The sequence below is a fragment of the Citrobacter tructae genome, from assembly GCF_004684345.1.
Lineage (GTDB): Bacteria > Pseudomonadota > Gammaproteobacteria > Enterobacterales > Enterobacteriaceae > Citrobacter > Citrobacter tructae.
This window is the reverse complement of sequence record NZ_CP038469.1, coordinates 3,386,404-3,403,575: the sequence shown is the minus strand read 5'-3', so window position 1 is coordinate 3,403,575 and position 17,172 is coordinate 3,386,404. Positions and strand designations below refer to the sequence as shown.

The following is a 17,172-nucleotide window of genomic DNA, read 5'->3' as shown; positions in this document are numbered from 1 at the left end:
CGGTCCGTCCTAAGACAGACCGCCAGACGTTACCAGGACTGGGTTGCTTTGAAGGAATCGAGGATAGCTTTCAGCTTACCTTCGATTTCATCGTTATAGCCACCGGACTGGTTAATCTCTTGCATCAGCGGAGCGTGGTCACGGTCGACGTAAGCCAGCAGAGCAGCTTCGAAACTACCGATCTTCGCCAGTTCCACATCTTCGAGGTAACCGCGTTCAGCCGCAAACAGCACCACACCCTGTTGTGCAACAGACATTGGGGCATACTGTTTCTGCTTCAGCAGTTCAGTTACTTTCTGACCGTGGCTCAGCTGCTTACGTGTAGCTTCATCCAGGTCGGAAGCGAACTGAGAAAACGCGGCCAGTTCACGATACTGCGCCAGTGCGGTACGAATACCACCGGACAGTTTCTTGATGATCTTGGTCTGCGCTGCACCACCTACACGAGATACGGAGATACCCGGGTTAACTGCCGGACGAATACCGGAGTTAAACAGGTTGGTTTCCAGGAAGATCTGACCATCGGTAATGGAGATTACGTTGGTCGGAACGAACGCAGAAACGTCACCCGCCTGGGTTTCGATAATCGGCAGAGCGGTCAGGGAGCCGGTTTTACCTTTCACTTCACCATTGGTGAACTTCTCAACGTATTCCGCGTTAACACGGGATGCGCGCTCCAGCAGACGGGAGTGGAGGTAAAATACGTCGCCCGGGAATGCTTCACGTCCTGGCGGACGACGGAGCAGCAGGGAAACCTGACGGTAAGCAACAGCCTGTTTGGACAGGTCATCGTAAACGATCAGTGCATCTTCACCGCGGTCACGGAAGTATTCGCCCATTGCGCAACCGGCATACGGTGCCAGGTATTGCAGTGCAGCGGATTCAGACGCGGTAGCCACAACAACGATGGTGTTGGACAATGCGCCGTGCTCTTCCAGTTTACGAACCACGTTAGAAATGGTGGACGCTTTCTGGCCGATAGCCACGTACACGCATTTGATACCGGAGTCACGCTGGTTGATGATCGCATCAATTGCCATCGCGGTTTTACCGGTCTGACGGTCACCGATGATCAACTCACGCTGGCCACGTCCGATAGGGATCATGGCATCAACAGATTTATAACCGGTCTGCACTGGCTGATCGACGGACTGACGTTCGATTACGCCCGGGGCGATAACTTCGATTGGCGAGAAGCCATCGTTATCAACCGGACCTTTACCGTCGATTGGGGAACCCAGAGTGTTCACCACACGACCCAGCAGGCCACGGCCTACCGGAACTTCAAGGATACGACCCGTACACTTAACCTTCATGCCTTCGGCGAGGTCAGCGTATGGACCCATCACAACTGCACCTACGGAGTCGCGCTCCAGGTTCAGTGCGATAGCGTAACGGTTACCCGGCAGGGAAATCATCTCACCCTGCATACAATCGGCAAGGCCGTGGATGCGGATAACACCGTCACTTACAGAAACAATAGTACCTTCGTTATGAGCTTCGCTCACAACACTGAACTGAGCAATGCGCTGCTTGATCAGTTCGCTGATTTCGGTGGAATTCAGTTGCATGCTCCAGTCCCCTTAAGACTGCAAGACGTCTGCAAGGCGCTCAAGACGGCCGCGTACGCTGCCATCAATGACCATATCACCCGCACGGATGATTACGCCTGCCATTACAGACTTATCGATTTTGCAATTCAGCTTCACTTTGCGTGACAGACGTTTTTCCATCGCTGCGCTAATCTTCTTAAGCTGCTCATCACTCAGTGCATTGGCAGAAGTGACTTCTACCTCAGAGATAGCCTCACTGGCTGCACGCAGGTGAATAAACTGCTCAAGAACATCCGGGAGCGCATTCAGACGGTTATTTTCAGCCATTACCTTAATCAGGTTTTGGCCGCTTTCGTCCAGCTGCTCACCGCAGACGGCGATAAACGACTCAGCGAGCGTTTCCGGCGCCAGCGCGCCAGAGAGAAGCTCTGCCATTTGTTCGTTTTTCGTCACCTCAGCGGCAAACGTCAACATATCCTGCCAACGGTCGATGCTTTGGTGTTCAACGGCAAAGTCAAAAGCTGCTTTGGCGTAGGGGCGAGCTACCGTAATAAATTCAGACATCAGCCCCTCCCTCCTTACAGTTCAGCGACAAGTTTGTCCACGATGTCGCTGTTAGCAGCTTCATCCACGGAACGTTCGATGATCTTCTCGGCGCCAGCAACAGCCAGGATAGCGACTTGCTTACGCAGTTCTTCGCGAGCACGTTTACGCTCGGCGTCAATTTCCGCCTGCGCCTGTGCCACGATTTTAGTACGTTCCTGCTCTGCTTCAGTTTTGGCTTCGTCCAGGATCTGAGCGCGACGTTTGTTCGCCTGCTCGATGATTACCTGAGCTTCCGCCTTCGCTTTTTTCAGCTGGTCGGTCGCGCTGGCCTTTGCAAGGTCAAGATCCTTATGTGCTCGTTCCGCAGAAGCAAGACCGTCAGCAATTTCTTTCTGACGTTTTTCGATGGCTGCCATTAATGGCGGCCATACGTACTTCATGCAGAACAGAACGAACAGGACAAACGCGATGGCCTGGCCGAGGATTGTTGCGTTAAGATTCACAGCACAATGCCTCTATCTAGTTAACGTTCTGATATTGCTCTTAATTCAAGCAACGCTTACTACGCGACAGCGAACATCACGTACAGACCCAGACCTACAGCGATCATCGGGATAGCATCCACCAGACCCATAACGATAAAGAACTGAGTACGCAGCAGAGGAATCAGATCAGGTTGACGCGCTGCGCCTTCCAGGAATTTACCCCCGAGGATGCCGATACCGATCGCAGCACCGATTGCCGCCAGACCCATCATCACAGCGGCAGCCATGTACAGCAGATCCATATTCAGGTTTTCCATGACAGTCTCCAGTTTGTTTCAGTTAAAACGTAGTAGTGTTGGTAAATTAATGCTCTTCAGACGCCATCGACAGATAGACAATCGTCAGAACCATGAATATGAAGGCTTGCAGCGTGATAATCAGTATGTGGAAAATGGCCCATGGCACATTCAGAATCCACTGTGACCACCACGGCAACAGACCAGCAATCAGAATGAAAATCAGCTCACCGGCATACATGTTACCGAACAGTCGCAAACCAAGAGAAACAGGTTTGGACAGCAGGCTTACCCCTTCAAGGATTAAGTTGACAGGAATGAACGCCCAGTGATTGAACGGCTGCAGCGTCAACTCTTTCGTGAAGCCACCGATGCCTTTCATTTTGATGCTGTAGAACAGAATGAGGATAAATACGCCCAGCGCCATCGACAAGGTGATGTTTACGTCAGCAGACGGAACCACACGCAGAGCCGGCAGGCCAAAGATATGCTCGCCGATGTACGGCAGCAGGTCGATAGGCAGTAAGTCCATCATGTTCATCAGGAATACCCAGACGAAAATCGTCAGGGCCAGAGGGGCAATCAGCTTGCTTTTGCCATGGTACATGTCTTTCACGCTACCATGCACAAAGCCGATTACCAGCTCAATCGCGGTCTGAAATTTACCTGGTACGCCGCTGGTCGCCTTTTTGGCCACGCTACGGAACATAAGCAGGAACAACAGACCCAGAACCACCGAGAAAAACATGGAGTCAATATTGAGCGTCCAGAAGGTGGCTGGGGGGTTCTGCGGATCCACCAGCGAGAATGTACGTAGGTCCAACTGAAGGTTATTCAGATGGTGTCCTATGTAATCCTGCGGCGTCATATTTTCTGAAGCCATGATGCCTTTACCCTTTGTTGTTAATTACAGCCGGTGCCAGTATCTGAACCACCAGCACCAAAACCCACGTAACGATCAGCGGCATAAACACCGCCTTCAAAACCGCCAACGCCACCACCAGCAAAACCAGCATCGCTAACACCTTGAAGGCTTCGCCGAAGGCGAACGACCAGGCCACTCGGCCTTTTGCTGGTGTATGCGCCTGGTGACGCCAGGCAAATATCATAAACAACATATTAGGCAGTAACACTGCCAATCCACCGCATAATGCGGAGATGCCCCAGAAAGGGTCTTTGAGGCTAAACAGCAATCCACTTGCCATTACCACCAGAAGCTGTGTGAGCAAAAGCTTACGAGCAACGTTTCGACTCAAGAGCGACATAGACATCACGTTTTTACTCCTGCTCCCTTCGAGGTATGCCGCGTGTCGTATAAAACGTTCTTTATGGCTTAGAGTCAAGCATCAAAAAGCGGACAAATTATACGGTGCGCCTTCGTGATTTCAAACAATAAGTAGCTAAAAAGTGAATAAATGTTTAAATATTTTTCTCTGGGCCACATTTATTACTTTTTGGCAAACTGTGAACGATCATGCAAAACTGCAAATACCGCGTAAACACTGGCGGTAAAGCGTGCACCAGATCACACATCAAACATATTCGCCTTCGCATGATTTAATTACGTGGCAAATGGTGCCTTTTCATCTTTTTGATATTTAAGCCCAAAACTCGTTACTCTTTTAAAAATAGCGACTAACAACCAAAAAACCACTCATTGACATTTATAATAAAAAATTAACACAAATCGGTAGTTCTTAGGTTCTATTTTTAGCAGCCTGATATTTTCACAGTTGACTTGTTTCACTTTTAACAAAAAACGTTACGTTATAGTTATGATGCAAAACAGTAAGTCACCGGTGAAATGTAACAACATTTGACCACACGATACCCCCTGTTTTTTAACACCTGAAGCACCGTTTTTTTTCTATTTTTTTTGACAAATATTAAATTTTGTTTGGCTTAATAACCACCAAATGACGTTCACCATCCAGTTGTGGGACGCGTAATTTTTCAACGGATTCGACGCTGAATTCAGTGGGCAAAGAGGCAATTTCATCCGCAGGTAACACCCCTTTTAACGCATAAAAGCGTCCGTTCTGGCCGGGCAAATGATGGCACCAGGTCACCATATCGTTCAGCGAGGCAAAAGCACGGCTGATCACGCCATCAAAAGGCGGTTCCGAAGGAAAGTCCTCAACCCGGCTTTGTACAGGAGTAATATTTTCCAGTTTGAGTTCGTGTTGAACCTGACGCAAAAAGCGTACGCGTTTCCCCAGACTGTCTAACAGAGTGAAATGCGCTTCAGGACGTACAATAGAGAGCGGAATACCCGGCAGGCCAGGGCCAGTACCGACGTCAATAAAACGCTCCCCTTGCAGATGAGGCGCAACGACAATGCTGTCCAGAATGTGACGTACCAGCATATCGTTGGGATCCCGCACCGACGTTAAGTTGTACGCTTTGTTCCATTTGTGCAGCATATCGACATACGCTATCAACTGATTTTTCTGGTGATCGGTAAGAGAAATACCGGCGTCAGCCAGCAGACGAGAGAGTTTGTTGAGCACGGTCGTTACCTGTTTTAATTCTGCCGGATGACGGTTTCGCCCTATCCGACCTACAGAAGATATTTGTAGGCCCGGTAAACGCAGCGTCACCGGGCATTTTTCAACATATTAAGCGCTGCGCCGCAGCATACCTTGTTTTTTCAGCCATACCAGCAAAATGGAGATGGCAGCAGGTGTTACGCCAGAAATACGCGATGCCTGACCGATTGACACGGGTTTGTGATCGTTCAGTTTGGCAATAACTTCATTCGACAAGCCGGAGACCTGACGATAATCCAGGGTCGCAGGCAACAGGGTGTTTTCATTACGCAGGTGCCTTTCAATTTCTTCCTGCTGTCGGGCGATATAGCCCTCGTACTTAACCTGAATCTCAACCTGTTCTGCGGCCTGAGCATCGTCAAGACCTGGCGCAAATGCAGACAGAGACGTCAGCTGTGCGTAGGTTACGTCCGGGCGACGCAACAGATCTTCACCGCTGGCTTCACGTGACAGTGGTGTCGCCAGGTAAGCGTTCACTTCGGCAGCTGTCTCAGCTAACGGGTTCACCCAGGTCGATTTCAGGCGCTGACGTTCTTGTTCAATGCGCTCGAGTTTTTCATTGAAGCGCGCCCAGCGTTCATCGTCTACCAGACCCAATTCGCGTCCCTTTTCGGTCAGACGGAGATCGGCATTGTCTTCACGCAGCATCAAACGGTATTCCGCTCGCGAGGTAAACATACGGTACGGTTCTTTGGTGCCCAGCGTACAGAGATCGTCTACCAGCACACCAAGGTAAGCCTGAGAACGCGCTGGCGCCCAGCCTTCTTTGTCGGCTGACAGGCGAGCAGCATTAAGACCCGCCAGCAGACCTTGCGCGGCGGCTTCTTCATAGCCAGTTGTACCGTTGATTTGCCCGGCAAAGAACAGACCCTGAATAAATTTGCTTTCCAGGGTAGGTTTCAGGTCGCGCGGATCGAAGAAATCATACTCAATCGCGTAGCCAGGACGAACGATCCGAGCGTTTTCCATCCCCTCCATTGAGCGGACAATTTGCATCTGCACATCGAACGGCAGGCTGGTGGAGATGCCGTTCGGGTAAATCTCGTTGGAGGTTAGTCCTTCCGGCTCGAGGAAGATCTGATGTTGGTTCCTGTCGGCAAAGCGCATCACTTTGTCTTCGATCGACGGACAGTAGCGTGGGCCGATACCTTCGATCACGCCTGCATACATCGGGCTCCGATCGAGATTATTACGGATCACGTCATGGGTTTTCTCGTTGGTATGCGTGATATAGCACGGCATCTGACGCGGATGTTGCGAGGCATTGCCAAGAAACGAGAAGACCGGCATTGGGTTATCGCTGTTTTGCTGACCGAGTACGCTGAAATCGATAGTGCGCGCATCAATACGTGGCGGTGTACCTGTTTTCAGGCGGCTGACGCGCAGTGGCAGTTCACGCAGACGGCGCGACAGTGGAATAGAAGGCGGATCGCCCGCACGACCACCGCTGTAGTTGTCCAGACCGATATGAATTTTACCATCGAGGAAAGTCCCTACGGTTAAGACTACCGCTTTGGCACGGAACTTCAGACCCATTTGGGTCACTGCACCGACAACACGATCGTTTTCCACAATCAGATCTTCAACCGCCTGCTGGAAGATCATCAGGTTTGGCTGATTCTCCAGTGCGGTGCGTACGGCCTGTCGATACAGCACACGATCTGCCTGAGCACGGGTGGCGCGCACCGCCGGTCCTTTGCTCGCGTTTAGTATCCTAAACTGAATACCTGCGTGGTCGATCGCTTTGGCCATCAACCCACCTAGCGCGTCCACTTCTTTTACCAGATGTCCTTTCCCAATACCGCCGATTGCCGGGTTGCAGCTCATTTGCCCCAGAGTGTCGATATTGTGTGTCAACAGCAGGGTCTGTTGACCCATTCGCGCCGCGGCCATCGCGGCCTCGGTGCCTGCATGACCCCCGCCAATGATGATGACGTCAAAAGGATCCTGATAAAACATGGTAATTGCCTCGCATAACGCGGTGTGAAAATGGATTGAAGCCCGGGCCGTGGATTCTACTCAACTTTAGTCGATCGAGAAAGACCTTGGATCCTGGGTATTAAAAAGAAGATCTTTTTATTTAGAGATCTGTTTTATTGTGATCTCTTATTAGGATCGCGACTTTCTGTGGATAAGGGCGATCCTCTGAATAAGATCAACACGTTGTGAAGGATCATTAGCTGTGAATGATCGGTGATCCTGGTCCGTATAAGCTGGGATCAAAATGAAGGGTTATACACAACTCAAAAACTGAACAACGGTTGTTCTTTGGATAACTACCGGTTGATCCAAGCTTACTACCAGAGTTATCCACACTCGATCGCACGATCTTTACACATTTTTGAGTAAATTAATCCAAGATCCGAGCCAAACCTCTGCTGGATCTTCCGGAATATCGTGTTCGAGGACGTTGATCCTGAGCGTTTCGCCGATCTGTTTTGCACCAGAAGAGGTCAGTTCAGCCTGTAATTTATCGATCGCGCCACAGAAGGTGTCGTATTCGCGACTGCCGATGCCAATTGCACCGAAACGAATCTGGGAAAGGTCGGTTTTCTGAGACTGAAGATCTTTATAGAAGGGAAGCAGGTTGTCCGGAATGTCTCCCGCTCCGTGCGTTGAGCTGATCACCAGCCAAATGCCTGAGGGTGAGAGTTCTTCTACTTGCGGGCCGTGCAAGGTTTCGGTTGAAAAACCTGCATCCTCCAGCTTTTCAGCCAGATGTTCTGCAACGTATTCGGCACCGCCAAGGGTGCTGCCGCTGATAAGAGTAATGTCCGCCATAAGAGCCCATCCTGATAAAGAGGGGCTATTGTACGCTGTGAATGAGCTGGGATCTACCTGTGGAAAAATAGGGGATTAAAAAAACGATCATGGACGAATAGTACGCATAATCGGGTTCTGTAGGACGATCAGGGTTTCAGTGGACTGAATTTCATCGATTGTTTGGATCTTGTTGATAAGTACCTGCTGTAAGGCATCGATGGATCGGCACATGACCTTAATAAAGATGCTGTAATGGCCGGTGGTGTAATACGCTTCGGTCACTTCATCGAGGCTTTCCAGCCTGGCCAATGCGGACGGATAGTCCTTCGCGCTTTTCAGAATGATGCCGATAAAACACCCAACGTCATAGCCCAGCTGTTTGGGGCTGACGTCAATGCGCGCGCCGGTAATGATCCCGGCCTGCTTCATCTTCTCTACGCGCACGTGGATCGTCCCCGGGCTGACACCAAACTGTTTGGCCAGTTCTGCATAGGCGGTACGGGCATTTTCCATCAGGGCGTCAAGAATGCCGCGGTCCAGATTGTCGATCTGATAATTTTCCATAGGTTTTTCTTATATAGATTGATGATTCACTCTATTTTAGCGTGTAATTTTAACGAATCAAAATCGAATACGGCTTTTTGTTTGTTGATTATTGAATATTGACCGCATTCTGTTGCTTAATCATAGGCAACAGGACACAGGAGTAAACATAATGAAAACCGCTTACATTGCCAAACAACGTCAAATTAGCTTCGTGAAATCTCATTTTTCTCGCCAACTGGAAGAGCGTCTGGGGCTGATTGAAGTCCAGGCACCGATCCTGAGTCGTGTAGGAGATGGTACGCAGGATAACTTGTCGGGTTGTGAAAAAGCGGTGCAGGTGAAAGTGAAAGCATTGCCAGATGCCCAGTTCGAAGTGGTGCATTCACTGGCGAAGTGGAAGCGTCAAACGCTGGGACAACACGACTTCAGCGCAGGCGAAGGGCTGTACACGCACATGAAAGCCCTGCGCCCCGATGAAGACCGCCTCTCTCCGCTTCACTCGGTCTATGTAGACCAGTGGGACTGGGAGCGCGTAATGGGCGACGGTGAGCGTCAATTCTCCACTCTGAAAAGCACGGTAGAGGCTATCTGGGCGGGAATTAAAGCGACCGAAGCGGCGGTAAGCAAAGAATTTGGTCTGGCACCGTTCCTGCCAGAACAGATCCATTTTGTTCACAGCCAGGAGCTGTTATCTCGCTACCCGGATCTCGATGCCAAAGGTCGTGAGCGTGCAATCGCGAAAGACCTGGGGGCAGTATTCCTGGTAGGGATTGGCGGCAAGCTCAGCGATGGTCATCGTCATGACGTTCGTGCACCGGATTATGATGACTGGAGTTCAGCTTCCGAGCTGGGTTATGCCGGTCTAAACGGAGATATCCTGGTCTGGAACCCGGTACTGGAAGATGCGTTTGAGTTGTCTTCAATGGGGATCCGTGTGGATGCTGACGCATTAAAACACCAGCTGTCCCTGACCGGTGACGAAGATCGCCTGAGTCTGGAATGGCACCAGGCGCTGCTGCGCGGCGAAATGCCGCAGACCATTGGCGGCGGTATTGGCCAGTCACGTTTGACCATGCTGCTGCTGCAGTTACCGCATATTGGTCAGGTACAGTGCGGCGTATGGCCTGCGCAGGTCCGTGAAAGCGTGGCCTCGCTGCTGTAAGCATTAACGCCGCCAGCGTCTGAGCAGGCGGCTTCTCATCCCGGTATCAAAGCGCCAGATATGATCGAAAATGCGCATGATGCCGGGTTTGCCATGGGCTGACATGGCGACCGCATGAAAACGGTGCTGATGTACCCGTTGTAATTCCCCCACTTTTCCGACGACCTCATCGGGCAACCTCTGGGCGATAAAATCCGAAATAACGACCGCATCGGCATCAAACCATTCCCGTCCCTGCATTCTTTCAATAATGGCGCGAAAACAGCTGGCAATGTCCGTACCGCCGCGAAAGCGCTGACTCAAAAAGCGGATCGCCTGCTCAATACCCTGCGGCCCAGAGAGTTCGTAGCGCACAACTTCAGTCGAAAATAGCATGATGAAGCAGCGGCGGTTATCGGCGAGGGCAACGCGCATCAGTGCCAGACAAAAGGCTTTTGCACATTGCTCGTTAAATCCCCCCATTGAGCCCGACGTATCCACGCAGACAATAAAAGGTCCGCGAGGCTGCTCGTCAAAATCCTGATGCACGACCGGACGCTCGGTGATTTTCTCACGCCAAGCTTCGCCGTGCAGGCGATATGTCAGCAGCTGTTTTTCCACCAGCCGCCGATAGAACTCATATTCCAGTTCGGTGATACCAAGTGTTGCCAGTTCCGGGGGGAGTAAACGCAAAATGTCGTCGCTTTGCTGGATGCCATCAACCTGCTCCGGGACGGTGGCTGGTTCACGCACCAGCGTACGAAACGTTTCCATCGGCGCATCTTTACGCGGTACCGATTTGGCTTCCCGGGAGCGGCCCAACTGATCGGCCAGCCTTTGGAGTTCGGGCTGCTGCGACAGGAAATCGCCGTACTTCACAATCAGCTGATAATCGCCGCGTTTGATTTGACCAGCGCTCATATCCCACAAACGTCCTGCGGCCGTGTCGTTTTCCGCCAGCACAGGATCCAACTGTCCGCTCAGCGTCATCCGCTCCTGGACTTCACTGAGCAGCTGTTCGCGCTCTTCTTCCAGTAACTGCTGGTTCAGCGTGGTGGTTTGAATCACCAGGCTTAAACGCCAGCGTTGTAGAAATAGCGTATGCAATGCGGGGGTGAATGTACTATTGCTATCAATTAGCTGTTGGGCTTGTCCGGCGTAGGGGGAATGCAGCCGGTGCAGTAGCGATAATATTTGCGGTAGCTGGACGATTAACTGCGGGGTGGAAAGGAGCTGACTTTGCTGGTAACACATCACTTCCTCCGTCAGCTCCGGTGGTACGCGGGTATCTTTCAGACGGTTGCGTAACGCCTCGCGCCAGCGGGGAAGATCGTTGGCTATCGCTTTCTTTAACCGGGGGAATTTTTCAAAAAAAACTGCCAGCTGTGGGGAAGCCAGCAGAGCGAGGATCATCTCTTCGATCATCCCCTCTTCGCTTACCGCCAGCATAATATTGAGCGTATCAAGCGTCAGCATTGTTGTGCCTGGCGGATCTGCTCACCGGCGTCTTGCAAGCTGGCTTCAATCCGACCTAACCAGTCGCTATGAATAAACAGACATTTTTGCTGTTCGCTAAACTCGCGGTGCTGTTGGTGCCACTCGTTGTCGAGCGCTTCAAGCTGCTCTTTTATCTCGCTGGGCATGCTCTCTTTCGATGAACCCGGTAGCGCCAGGCGCGAGCCTTGTAAACTGATGTCGCGCACGACCAGATGCTGATCGCTGTCGACTTCCATGTTCAGCGTCTGGGCAAAGCCGATCCCGTTTAATTTGCCACGGATCTCGCCGCCTTTGGTCAGCCACTGTTCCAGCGCGCTACGTTCAAACGCAATATGGATAACGTCCATATCGTGAAGCTTTAAGGGTTTTTGCAGCAGTAACGTCACAACCGACGTATTAACGTCCGCTGGTAAATCATAATGAGGACGGCGGCTGAATATCCCACCCTGACGAATGACGGTAAAGGCTGTTTTATCACTCTGTTGCTGCTGTAACTGGAGGCGGCGCTGAACAATAGCACCTAAACGCGTCAGCATTGCCTGTTGCTGCCAGGCGTGTCCGGTCATCAATATTTCGAGCTGTTGCTGCATCAGGTTCAGGCTTTGCGCGTCGTACCACAGGCAATCTTTCAACAGGATAAGATCGATAGGCGCGACCGCATCGCGTCCGCTGAAGAAGGCGCTGGCCTGTAACAGCCGGATTGCTTTTTTCCAGCGACGGTCAGAGATGTACGGGGCGCTCGGTAGCGCATCCAGTTGCTGGCGCAGCGTATAGACCAGCTCAAAGACACGATCGGGAAGTGTTATAGCGCCAATATCTTTTTGCCACTGGTAATACTCTTCATCAGTCACCTGTAATGTTGCCGGGACCGGATTGTCGCTTTCATCCTGCTGGCTTAACAGCATAGAGCGGAAGTTGGCCTTGTCCTGCACCTTGTCCAGCCACAGGCGAATCAGCATACGGTCATACAGTGCTTCCAGGCTGCTGTCTGCTTCAGGCAGCTCGTTGGACGCCGCCACCAGCAGACGCATCGGGATTTTTTCCTCAAATGCGCCGTTGCGAAAGTGGCGTTCGTTAATGGCGGTCAGCAGCGTGTTGAGGATTGCCGGGCCCGCTTTCCAGATTTCATCCAGAAAGACGATTTCAGCTTCTGGAAGATAACCCGCCGTTAAGCGCTCATAGCGTCCTTCATCTTTCAGGGCCTGAATGGACAAAGGGCCGAAAACCTCTTCTGGTGTAGAGAAGCGCGTCATCAGATATTCAAACGCGCGCGCGTTTTTAAATGCAAACTTCAGCCGACGCGCAATTAGGCTTTTCGCAATCCCGGGCGGGCCGAGTAAGAACACACTCTCACCGCTAAGAGCCGCCAGCAGGCAAAGACGAATAGCGTGGCTACGTTCATAAAGTCCCTTTTCCAGCGCATTGCTCAGACGGGAAATTCTTTCCGCTAATAAATGTGGGTGAGCCATAATGAAGTGGCGTCCTTTCGCCAAATGTACTGCGTAAACTGCGAGTATAGATGCTCTGCACCAGTACATTAATAGACTGAAGGTGCGCTAAGTTTTCTTTGAGCCAGATTAATCTGGCCACATTTAGGGGTACGATTTTGTGATTAATCGTGCATACTGTGCGCCTTTTTGTGGGCCAAGGGACGACGCACACATTTCTTATATATACACCAAATCAATCAATCTACACCAAGGCGGCAATGGAGTTTTCTCCTGGGATGGGGGGAATAACGAATGCAGCCCAGACGGAGTGGCGTGAAAGATGATGTGTATAAACGAAAGACGAGTCTATGAGCACTGATAATAAACAATCATTGTCTGCGATTACCCTCGCAGCGATTGGGGTTGTCTACGGTGATATTGGTACCAGCCCACTTTATACGCTTCGTGAATGTTTGTCCGGCCAGTTTGGTTTTGGCGTTGAACGTGATGCCGTATTTGGTTTTCTCTCGCTGATTTTCTGGCTGCTGATCTTTGTTGTCTCCATTAAATACCTTACGTTTGTCATGCGCGCGGATAACGCCGGGGAAGGCGGGATCCTAACGTTAATGTCATTGGCCGGGCGCAATACCTCGGCGCGAACAACCTCTATGCTGGTCATTATGGGGTTGATTGGCGGCAGCTTCTTCTATGGTGAGGTGGTGATTACACCTGCCATTTCGGTTATGTCGGCGATTGAAGGTCTGGAGATAGTGGCGCCACAGCTGGATACCTGGATAGTTCCACTCTCTATTATTGTCCTGACGCTGCTGTTTATGATTCAAAAGCATGGTACCGGAACAGTGGGTAAGCTTTTTGCTCCCATTATGCTGGTTTGGTTCCTGGTGCTGGCGGTGCTGGGCGTACGTAGCATTATTGCTAACCCGGAAGTGCTGCAGGCGTTAAACCCAATGTGGGCGGTGCATTTCTTCCTCGAATACAAAACGTTGTCATTTATTGCGCTGGGTGCGGTGGTTTTGTCGATAACCGGCGTTGAAGCGCTGTACGCTGATATGGGCCACTTTGGTAAGTTTCCCATTCGCCTGGCGTGGTTCTCCGTGGTGTTACCTTCACTGGTGCTGAACTATTTTGGTCAGGGGGCGTTGCTATTAAAACATCCTGAAGCAATCAAAAACCCGTTCTTCCTGTTGGCACCGGATTGGGCGCTGATTCCCCTGTTGATCCTTGCCGCGTTGGCTACGGTTATCGCCTCGCAGGCGGTTATCTCCGGCGTATTCTCATTGACGCGTCAGGCGGTACGTCTGGGGTATCTGTCGCCTATGCGCATCATCCATACCTCAGAGATGGAGTCAGGGCAGATCTATATTCCGTTCGTTAACTGGATGCTATATATCGCCGTGGTGATTGTGATTGTCAGCTTTGAACACTCCAGTAACCTGGCCGCCGCGTATGGTATTGCGGTGACGGGGACGATGGTGCTGACGTCTATTCTGTCGACTACCGTGGCACGCAAAAACTGGCACTGGAATAAATACTTCGTTTTCCTGATTCTGGTGGCCTTCCTGTGCATCGATATTCCGCTGTTCTCCGCGAACCTCGATAAACTTATTTCCGGCGGTTGGCTGCCGCTGACACTGGGTCTGGTGATGTTCACCATCATGACTACCTGGAAAAGCGAACGCTTTCGTCTGCTGCGCCGTATGCATGAACACGGCAACTCTCTGGAGGCGATGATTGCTTCTCTGGAGAAATCGCCGCCGGTGCGCGTACCGGGTACAGCGGTGTATATGTCCCGTGCCATGAATGTCATCCCGTTTGCGCTTCTGCATAACCTCAAACATAACAAGGTGCTGCATGAACGCGTGATTCTGCTGACGCTGCGTACAGAAGATGCGCCGTATGTTCATAATGTGCGTAGGGTACAAATTGAGCAGCTGTCGCCGACCTTCTGGCGCGTGGTTGCCAGTTACGGCTGGCGCGAAACACCGAACGTCGAGGAAGTCTTCCATCGTTGCGGTCTGGAAGGCTTAAGCTGTCGGATGATGGAAACCTCATTCTTTATGTCGCACGAGTCGCTGATTGTCGGCAAGCGACCGTGGTACTTACGTTTGCGTGGCAAGCTATATCTGCTGTTGCAGCGTAATGCTCTACGTGCGCCTGATCAGTTTGAGATCCCGCCTAACCGAGTAATTGAACTCGGGACTCAGGTCGAGATTTAACGCTACCGACGCCCTCTTTCCTCACGAAAGGGGGCGTTTTGTTTTCTCCCTCACTATTTTCCTTTCTTCTGATGATACGGCTTGCGAAACGTTTCGATGACGATCACATTTTCGTAACCTCGCGGTGGTTTTATGTGCATCCTTCGGACTAAACTAATTTTCAGCGAAACGTTTCGCTAGTGGGGAAAGAAAATGAAGAAAGGCACGGTACTCAACTCTGAAATTTCATCGGTGATCTCCCGTCTAGGGCATACCGATACGCTGGTGGTGTGTGATGCGGGTTTACCCATCCCGAACACCACAACGCGTATTGATATGGCATTAACCCAGGGCGTACCTTCTTTTATGCAGGTACTGGATGTGGTCACGCGTGAAATGCAGGTCGAGACGGCCATTCTCGCGACGGAAATCAAACAACATAATCCGCAACTCCACGAAACGTTGCTCAGCCACATTGAGCAACTGCAACAACACCAGGGAAATACCATAGAAATTCGTTACACCACGCATGAACAATTTAAAAAACAGACCGCAGACAGTCAGGCGGTAATTCGCAGCGGAGAATGTTCTCCGTATGCGAATATCATTCTTTGTGCTGGCGTCACGTTCTGAGGCCATCATGAACGCATTACTGCAACTTAAAGGGATCGATAAAGCGTTCCCGGGCGTTAAAGCGCTATCTGGCGCCGCGTTGAATGTCTACTCAGGTCGCGTTATGGCGCTGGTGGGTGAAAATGGCGCGGGCAAATCCACCATGATGAAAGTCCTGACCGGTATCTACACCCGTGATGCTGGTTCGTTATTGTGGCTGGGGAAAGAGACCACCTTTAACGGTCCCAAATCCTCCCAGGAGGCTGGGATCGGCATCATCCACCAGGAGCTGAACCTGATCCCACAACTTACAATCGCCGAGAACATTTTCCTTGGTCGTGAGTTTGTGAATCGCTTTGGCAAAATCGACTGGAAGAAGATGTATGCCGAAGCCGATCTGCTGCTCGCCAAACTCAATCTGCGCTTTAAAAGCGACAGGCTGGTGGGGGAGTTGTCGATTGGCGATCAGCAGATGGTCGAAATTGCCAAAGTGCTGAGCTTTGAATCCAGAGTCATCATTATGGATGAACCGACGGACGCGCTGACCGACACTGAAACTGAATCCTTGTTCCTTGTTATCCGTGAGCTGAAATCTCAGGGGCGCGGCATTGTCTATATTTCTCACCGTATGAAAGAGATTTTCGAGATTTGCGATGATGTGACGGTATTCCGCGATGGGCAGTTTATTGCCGAACGTGAAGTGGCCTCACTTACCGAAGATTCGCTCATTGAAATGATGGTGGGACGTAAGTTGGAAGATCAGTACCCGCGCCTGGATAAAGCGCCAGGCGATGTGCGCCTGAAGGTTGATAACCTGTGTGGTCCAGGGGTGCATGATGTGTCATTCACACTGCGCAAAGGCGAGATCCTCGGTATTTCTGGCTTGATGGGCGCCGGTCGTACCGAATTGATGAAAGTGCTGTATGGCGCGCTGTCGCGCACCAGCGGGTACGTCACACTTGACGGGCATGAAGTGGTTACGCGTTCTCCGCAGGATGGGCTGGCCAACGGTATCGTCTATATTTCTGAAGACCGTAAACGCGATGGCTTAGTGCTGGGCATGTCGGTGAAAGAGAACATGTCGCTGACCGCACTGCGCTACTTCAGCCGTGCGGGCGGCAGTCTGAAACATAAAGATGAGCAGCAGGCGGTGGATGATTTTATCCGTCTGTTCAATGTTAAAACGCCTTCAATGGAACAGGCTATCGGCCTGCTCTCCGGCGGCAATCAGCAAAAAGTAGCGATTGCGCGTGGTTTGATGACCCGACCCAAAGTGTTGATCCTTGATGAGCCAACACGCGGCGTGGACGTCGGGGCCAAGAAAGAGATTTACCAGCTTATCAACCAGTTTAAGGCCGATGGGCTGAGCATCATTCTGGTCTCTTCGGAGATGCCAGAAGTATTGGGCATGAGCGATCGCATTATCGTCATGCATGAAGGGCATCTCGGCGGTGAATTCACTCGCGAGCAGGCCACTCAGGAAGTATTAATGGCTGCCGCTGTGGGCAAGCTTAATCGCGTGAATCAGGAGTAAAAAG

Annotated in this window: 16 protein-coding genes; 4 read left to right on the top strand and 12 right to left on the bottom strand. The window is 51.3% G+C overall.

The genetic code is table 11. From position 1 onward, the window contains the following. Positions 1-29: 29 nt before the first annotated feature. From atpA to asnC, 10 genes are all read right to left on the bottom strand, one after another. Positions 30-1,571 (bottom strand): F0F1 ATP synthase subunit alpha, encoded by a 1,542-nt coding sequence (atpA, locus tag E4Z61_RS16995; RefSeq protein WP_003827026.1) that lies wholly within the window; start codon positions 1,569-1,571, stop codon positions 30-32. Between the two features lie 12 nt (positions 1,572-1,583). Next, positions 1,584-2,117 (bottom strand): F0F1 ATP synthase subunit delta, encoded by a 534-nt coding sequence (atpH, locus tag E4Z61_RS16990; protein ID WP_135323777.1) that lies wholly within the window; start codon positions 2,115-2,117, stop codon positions 1,584-1,586. Positions 2,118-2,131: 14 nt separating this feature from the next. Next, positions 2,132-2,602: a F0F1 ATP synthase subunit B gene (gene atpF / locus E4Z61_RS16985; protein WP_003827022.1), complete on the bottom strand. Its 471-nt coding sequence runs from the start codon at positions 2,600-2,602 to the stop codon at positions 2,132-2,134. 59 nt (positions 2,603-2,661) lie between these two features. After that, positions 2,662-2,901 carry a F0F1 ATP synthase subunit C gene (gene atpE / locus E4Z61_RS16980; protein ID WP_000429386.1) on the bottom strand — a complete coding sequence of 80 codons (240 nt, stop codon included), beginning with the start codon at positions 2,899-2,901 and terminating at the stop codon, positions 2,662-2,664. A gap of 46 nt (positions 2,902-2,947) precedes the next feature. Further along, positions 2,948-3,763 (bottom strand): F0F1 ATP synthase subunit A, encoded by an 816-nt coding sequence (gene atpB, locus E4Z61_RS16975; RefSeq protein ID WP_135323776.1) that lies wholly within the window; start codon positions 3,761-3,763, stop codon positions 2,948-2,950. Positions 3,764-3,770: 7 nt separating this feature from the next. Next, on the bottom strand, positions 3,771-4,151 hold the full coding sequence (gene atpI / locus E4Z61_RS16970) for a F0F1 ATP synthase subunit I (RefSeq protein ID WP_135323775.1): 381 nt from the start codon (positions 4,149-4,151) through the stop codon (positions 3,771-3,773). Positions 4,152-4,766: 615 nt separating this feature from the next. Continuing rightward, a complete protein-coding gene (rsmG, locus tag E4Z61_RS16965; RefSeq protein WP_135323774.1) occupies positions 4,767-5,390 on the bottom strand; it encodes a 16S rRNA (guanine(527)-N(7))-methyltransferase RsmG in 624 nt (207 codons plus the stop codon). A gap of 108 nt (positions 5,391-5,498) precedes the next feature. Beyond that, positions 5,499-7,388 carry a tRNA uridine-5-carboxymethylaminomethyl(34) synthesis enzyme MnmG gene (mnmG, locus tag E4Z61_RS16960; RefSeq protein ID WP_135323773.1) on the bottom strand — a complete coding sequence of 630 codons (1,890 nt, stop codon included), beginning with the start codon at positions 7,386-7,388 and terminating at the stop codon, positions 5,499-5,501. 372 nt (positions 7,389-7,760) lie between these two features. Continuing rightward, entirely contained in the window at positions 7,761-8,210 is a 450-nt protein-coding gene (gene mioC, locus E4Z61_RS16950; RefSeq protein WP_135323772.1) for an FMN-binding protein MioC, read from the bottom strand. A gap of 87 nt (positions 8,211-8,297) precedes the next feature. After that, the gene (asnC, locus tag E4Z61_RS16945; RefSeq protein WP_045449013.1) at positions 8,298-8,756 is read right to left on the bottom strand and encodes a transcriptional regulator AsnC; all 459 of its coding nucleotides are present in this window, start codon (positions 8,754-8,756) and stop codon (positions 8,298-8,300) included. 151 nt (positions 8,757-8,907) lie between these two features. Here asnC and asnA point away from each other — a divergent pair, with 151 nt between their 5' ends. Then, positions 8,908-9,900: an aspartate--ammonia ligase gene (gene asnA, locus E4Z61_RS16940; protein ID WP_135323771.1), complete on the top strand. Its 993-nt coding sequence runs from the start codon at positions 8,908-8,910 to the stop codon at positions 9,898-9,900. A 3-nt stretch (positions 9,901-9,903) separates the two neighbouring features. Here asnA and viaA read toward each other — a convergent pair whose 3' ends face one another. Both viaA and ravA read right to left on the bottom strand, forming a co-directional pair. Beyond that, the gene (gene viaA, locus E4Z61_RS16935) at positions 9,904-11,355 is read right to left on the bottom strand and encodes an ATPase RavA stimulator ViaA (RefSeq protein WP_135323770.1); all 1,452 of its coding nucleotides are present in this window, start codon (positions 11,353-11,355) and stop codon (positions 9,904-9,906) included. After that, positions 11,349-12,845 carry an ATPase RavA gene (gene ravA / locus E4Z61_RS16930; RefSeq protein ID WP_135323769.1) on the bottom strand — a complete coding sequence of 499 codons (1,497 nt, stop codon included), beginning with the start codon at positions 12,843-12,845 and terminating at the stop codon, positions 11,349-11,351. The genes viaA and ravA overlap by 7 nt, the downstream gene beginning before the upstream one ends. 329 nt (positions 12,846-13,174) lie before the next feature. Here ravA and kup point away from each other — a divergent pair, with 329 nt between their 5' ends. The 3 genes from kup (at position 13,175) to rbsA (ending at position 17,168) form a co-directional block, all read left to right on the top strand. Continuing rightward, the gene (gene kup / locus E4Z61_RS16925) at positions 13,175-15,043 is read left to right on the top strand and encodes a low affinity potassium transporter Kup (protein ID WP_096758970.1); all 1,869 of its coding nucleotides are present in this window, start codon (positions 13,175-13,177) and stop codon (positions 15,041-15,043) included. A gap of 192 nt (positions 15,044-15,235) precedes the next feature. Then, positions 15,236-15,655, top strand: coding sequence for a D-ribose pyranase (rbsD, locus tag E4Z61_RS16920; protein WP_135323768.1), 420 nt, complete (start codon positions 15,236-15,238; stop codon positions 15,653-15,655). Between the two features lie 7 nt (positions 15,656-15,662). Beyond that, entirely contained in the window at positions 15,663-17,168 is a 1,506-nt protein-coding gene (gene rbsA / locus E4Z61_RS16915) for a ribose ABC transporter ATP-binding protein RbsA (RefSeq protein ID WP_135323767.1), read from the top strand. The last annotated feature ends 4 nt before the right edge of the window (positions 17,169-17,172 follow it).

What these genes read in the sequence shown, in the direction of transcription:
- atpA (WP_003827026.1), bottom strand. Translation starts at nt 1,571, where the DNA reads ATGCAACTGAATTCCACCGAAATCAGCGAACTGATCAAGCAGCGCATT.
- atpH (WP_135323777.1), bottom strand. Translation starts at nt 2,117, where the DNA reads ATGTCTGAATTTATTACGGTAGCTCGCCCCTACGCCAAAGCAGCTTTT.
- atpE (WP_000429386.1), bottom strand. Translation starts at nt 2,901, where the DNA reads ATGGAAAACCTGAATATGGATCTGCTGTACATGGCTGCCGCTGTGATG.
- atpB (WP_135323776.1), bottom strand. Translation starts at nt 3,763, where the DNA reads ATGGCTTCAGAAAATATGACGCCGCAGGATTACATAGGACACCATCTG.
- atpI (WP_135323775.1), bottom strand. Translation starts at nt 4,151, where the DNA reads ATGTCTATGTCGCTCTTGAGTCGAAACGTTGCTCGTAAGCTTTTGCTC.
- mnmG (WP_135323773.1), bottom strand. Translation starts at nt 7,388, where the DNA reads ATGTTTTATCAGGATCCTTTTGACGTCATCATCATTGGCGGGGGTCAT.
- mioC (WP_135323772.1), bottom strand. Translation starts at nt 8,210, where the DNA reads ATGGCGGACATTACTCTTATCAGCGGCAGCACCCTTGGCGGTGCCGAA.
- asnC (WP_045449013.1), bottom strand. Translation starts at nt 8,756, where the DNA reads ATGGAAAATTATCAGATCGACAATCTGGACCGCGGCATTCTTGACGCC.
- asnA (WP_135323771.1), top strand. Translation starts at nt 8,908, where the DNA reads ATGAAAACCGCTTACATTGCCAAACAACGTCAAATTAGCTTCGTGAAA.
- viaA (WP_135323770.1), bottom strand. Translation starts at nt 11,355, where the DNA reads ATGCTGACGCTTGATACGCTCAATATTATGCTGGCGGTAAGCGAAGAG.
- ravA (WP_135323769.1), bottom strand. Translation starts at nt 12,845, where the DNA reads ATGGCTCACCCACATTTATTAGCGGAAAGAATTTCCCGTCTGAGCAAT.
- kup (WP_096758970.1), top strand. Translation starts at nt 13,175, where the DNA reads ATGAGCACTGATAATAAACAATCATTGTCTGCGATTACCCTCGCAGCG.
- rbsD (WP_135323768.1), top strand. Translation starts at nt 15,236, where the DNA reads ATGAAGAAAGGCACGGTACTCAACTCTGAAATTTCATCGGTGATCTCC.
- rbsA (WP_135323767.1), top strand. Translation starts at nt 15,663, where the DNA reads ATGAACGCATTACTGCAACTTAAAGGGATCGATAAAGCGTTCCCGGGC.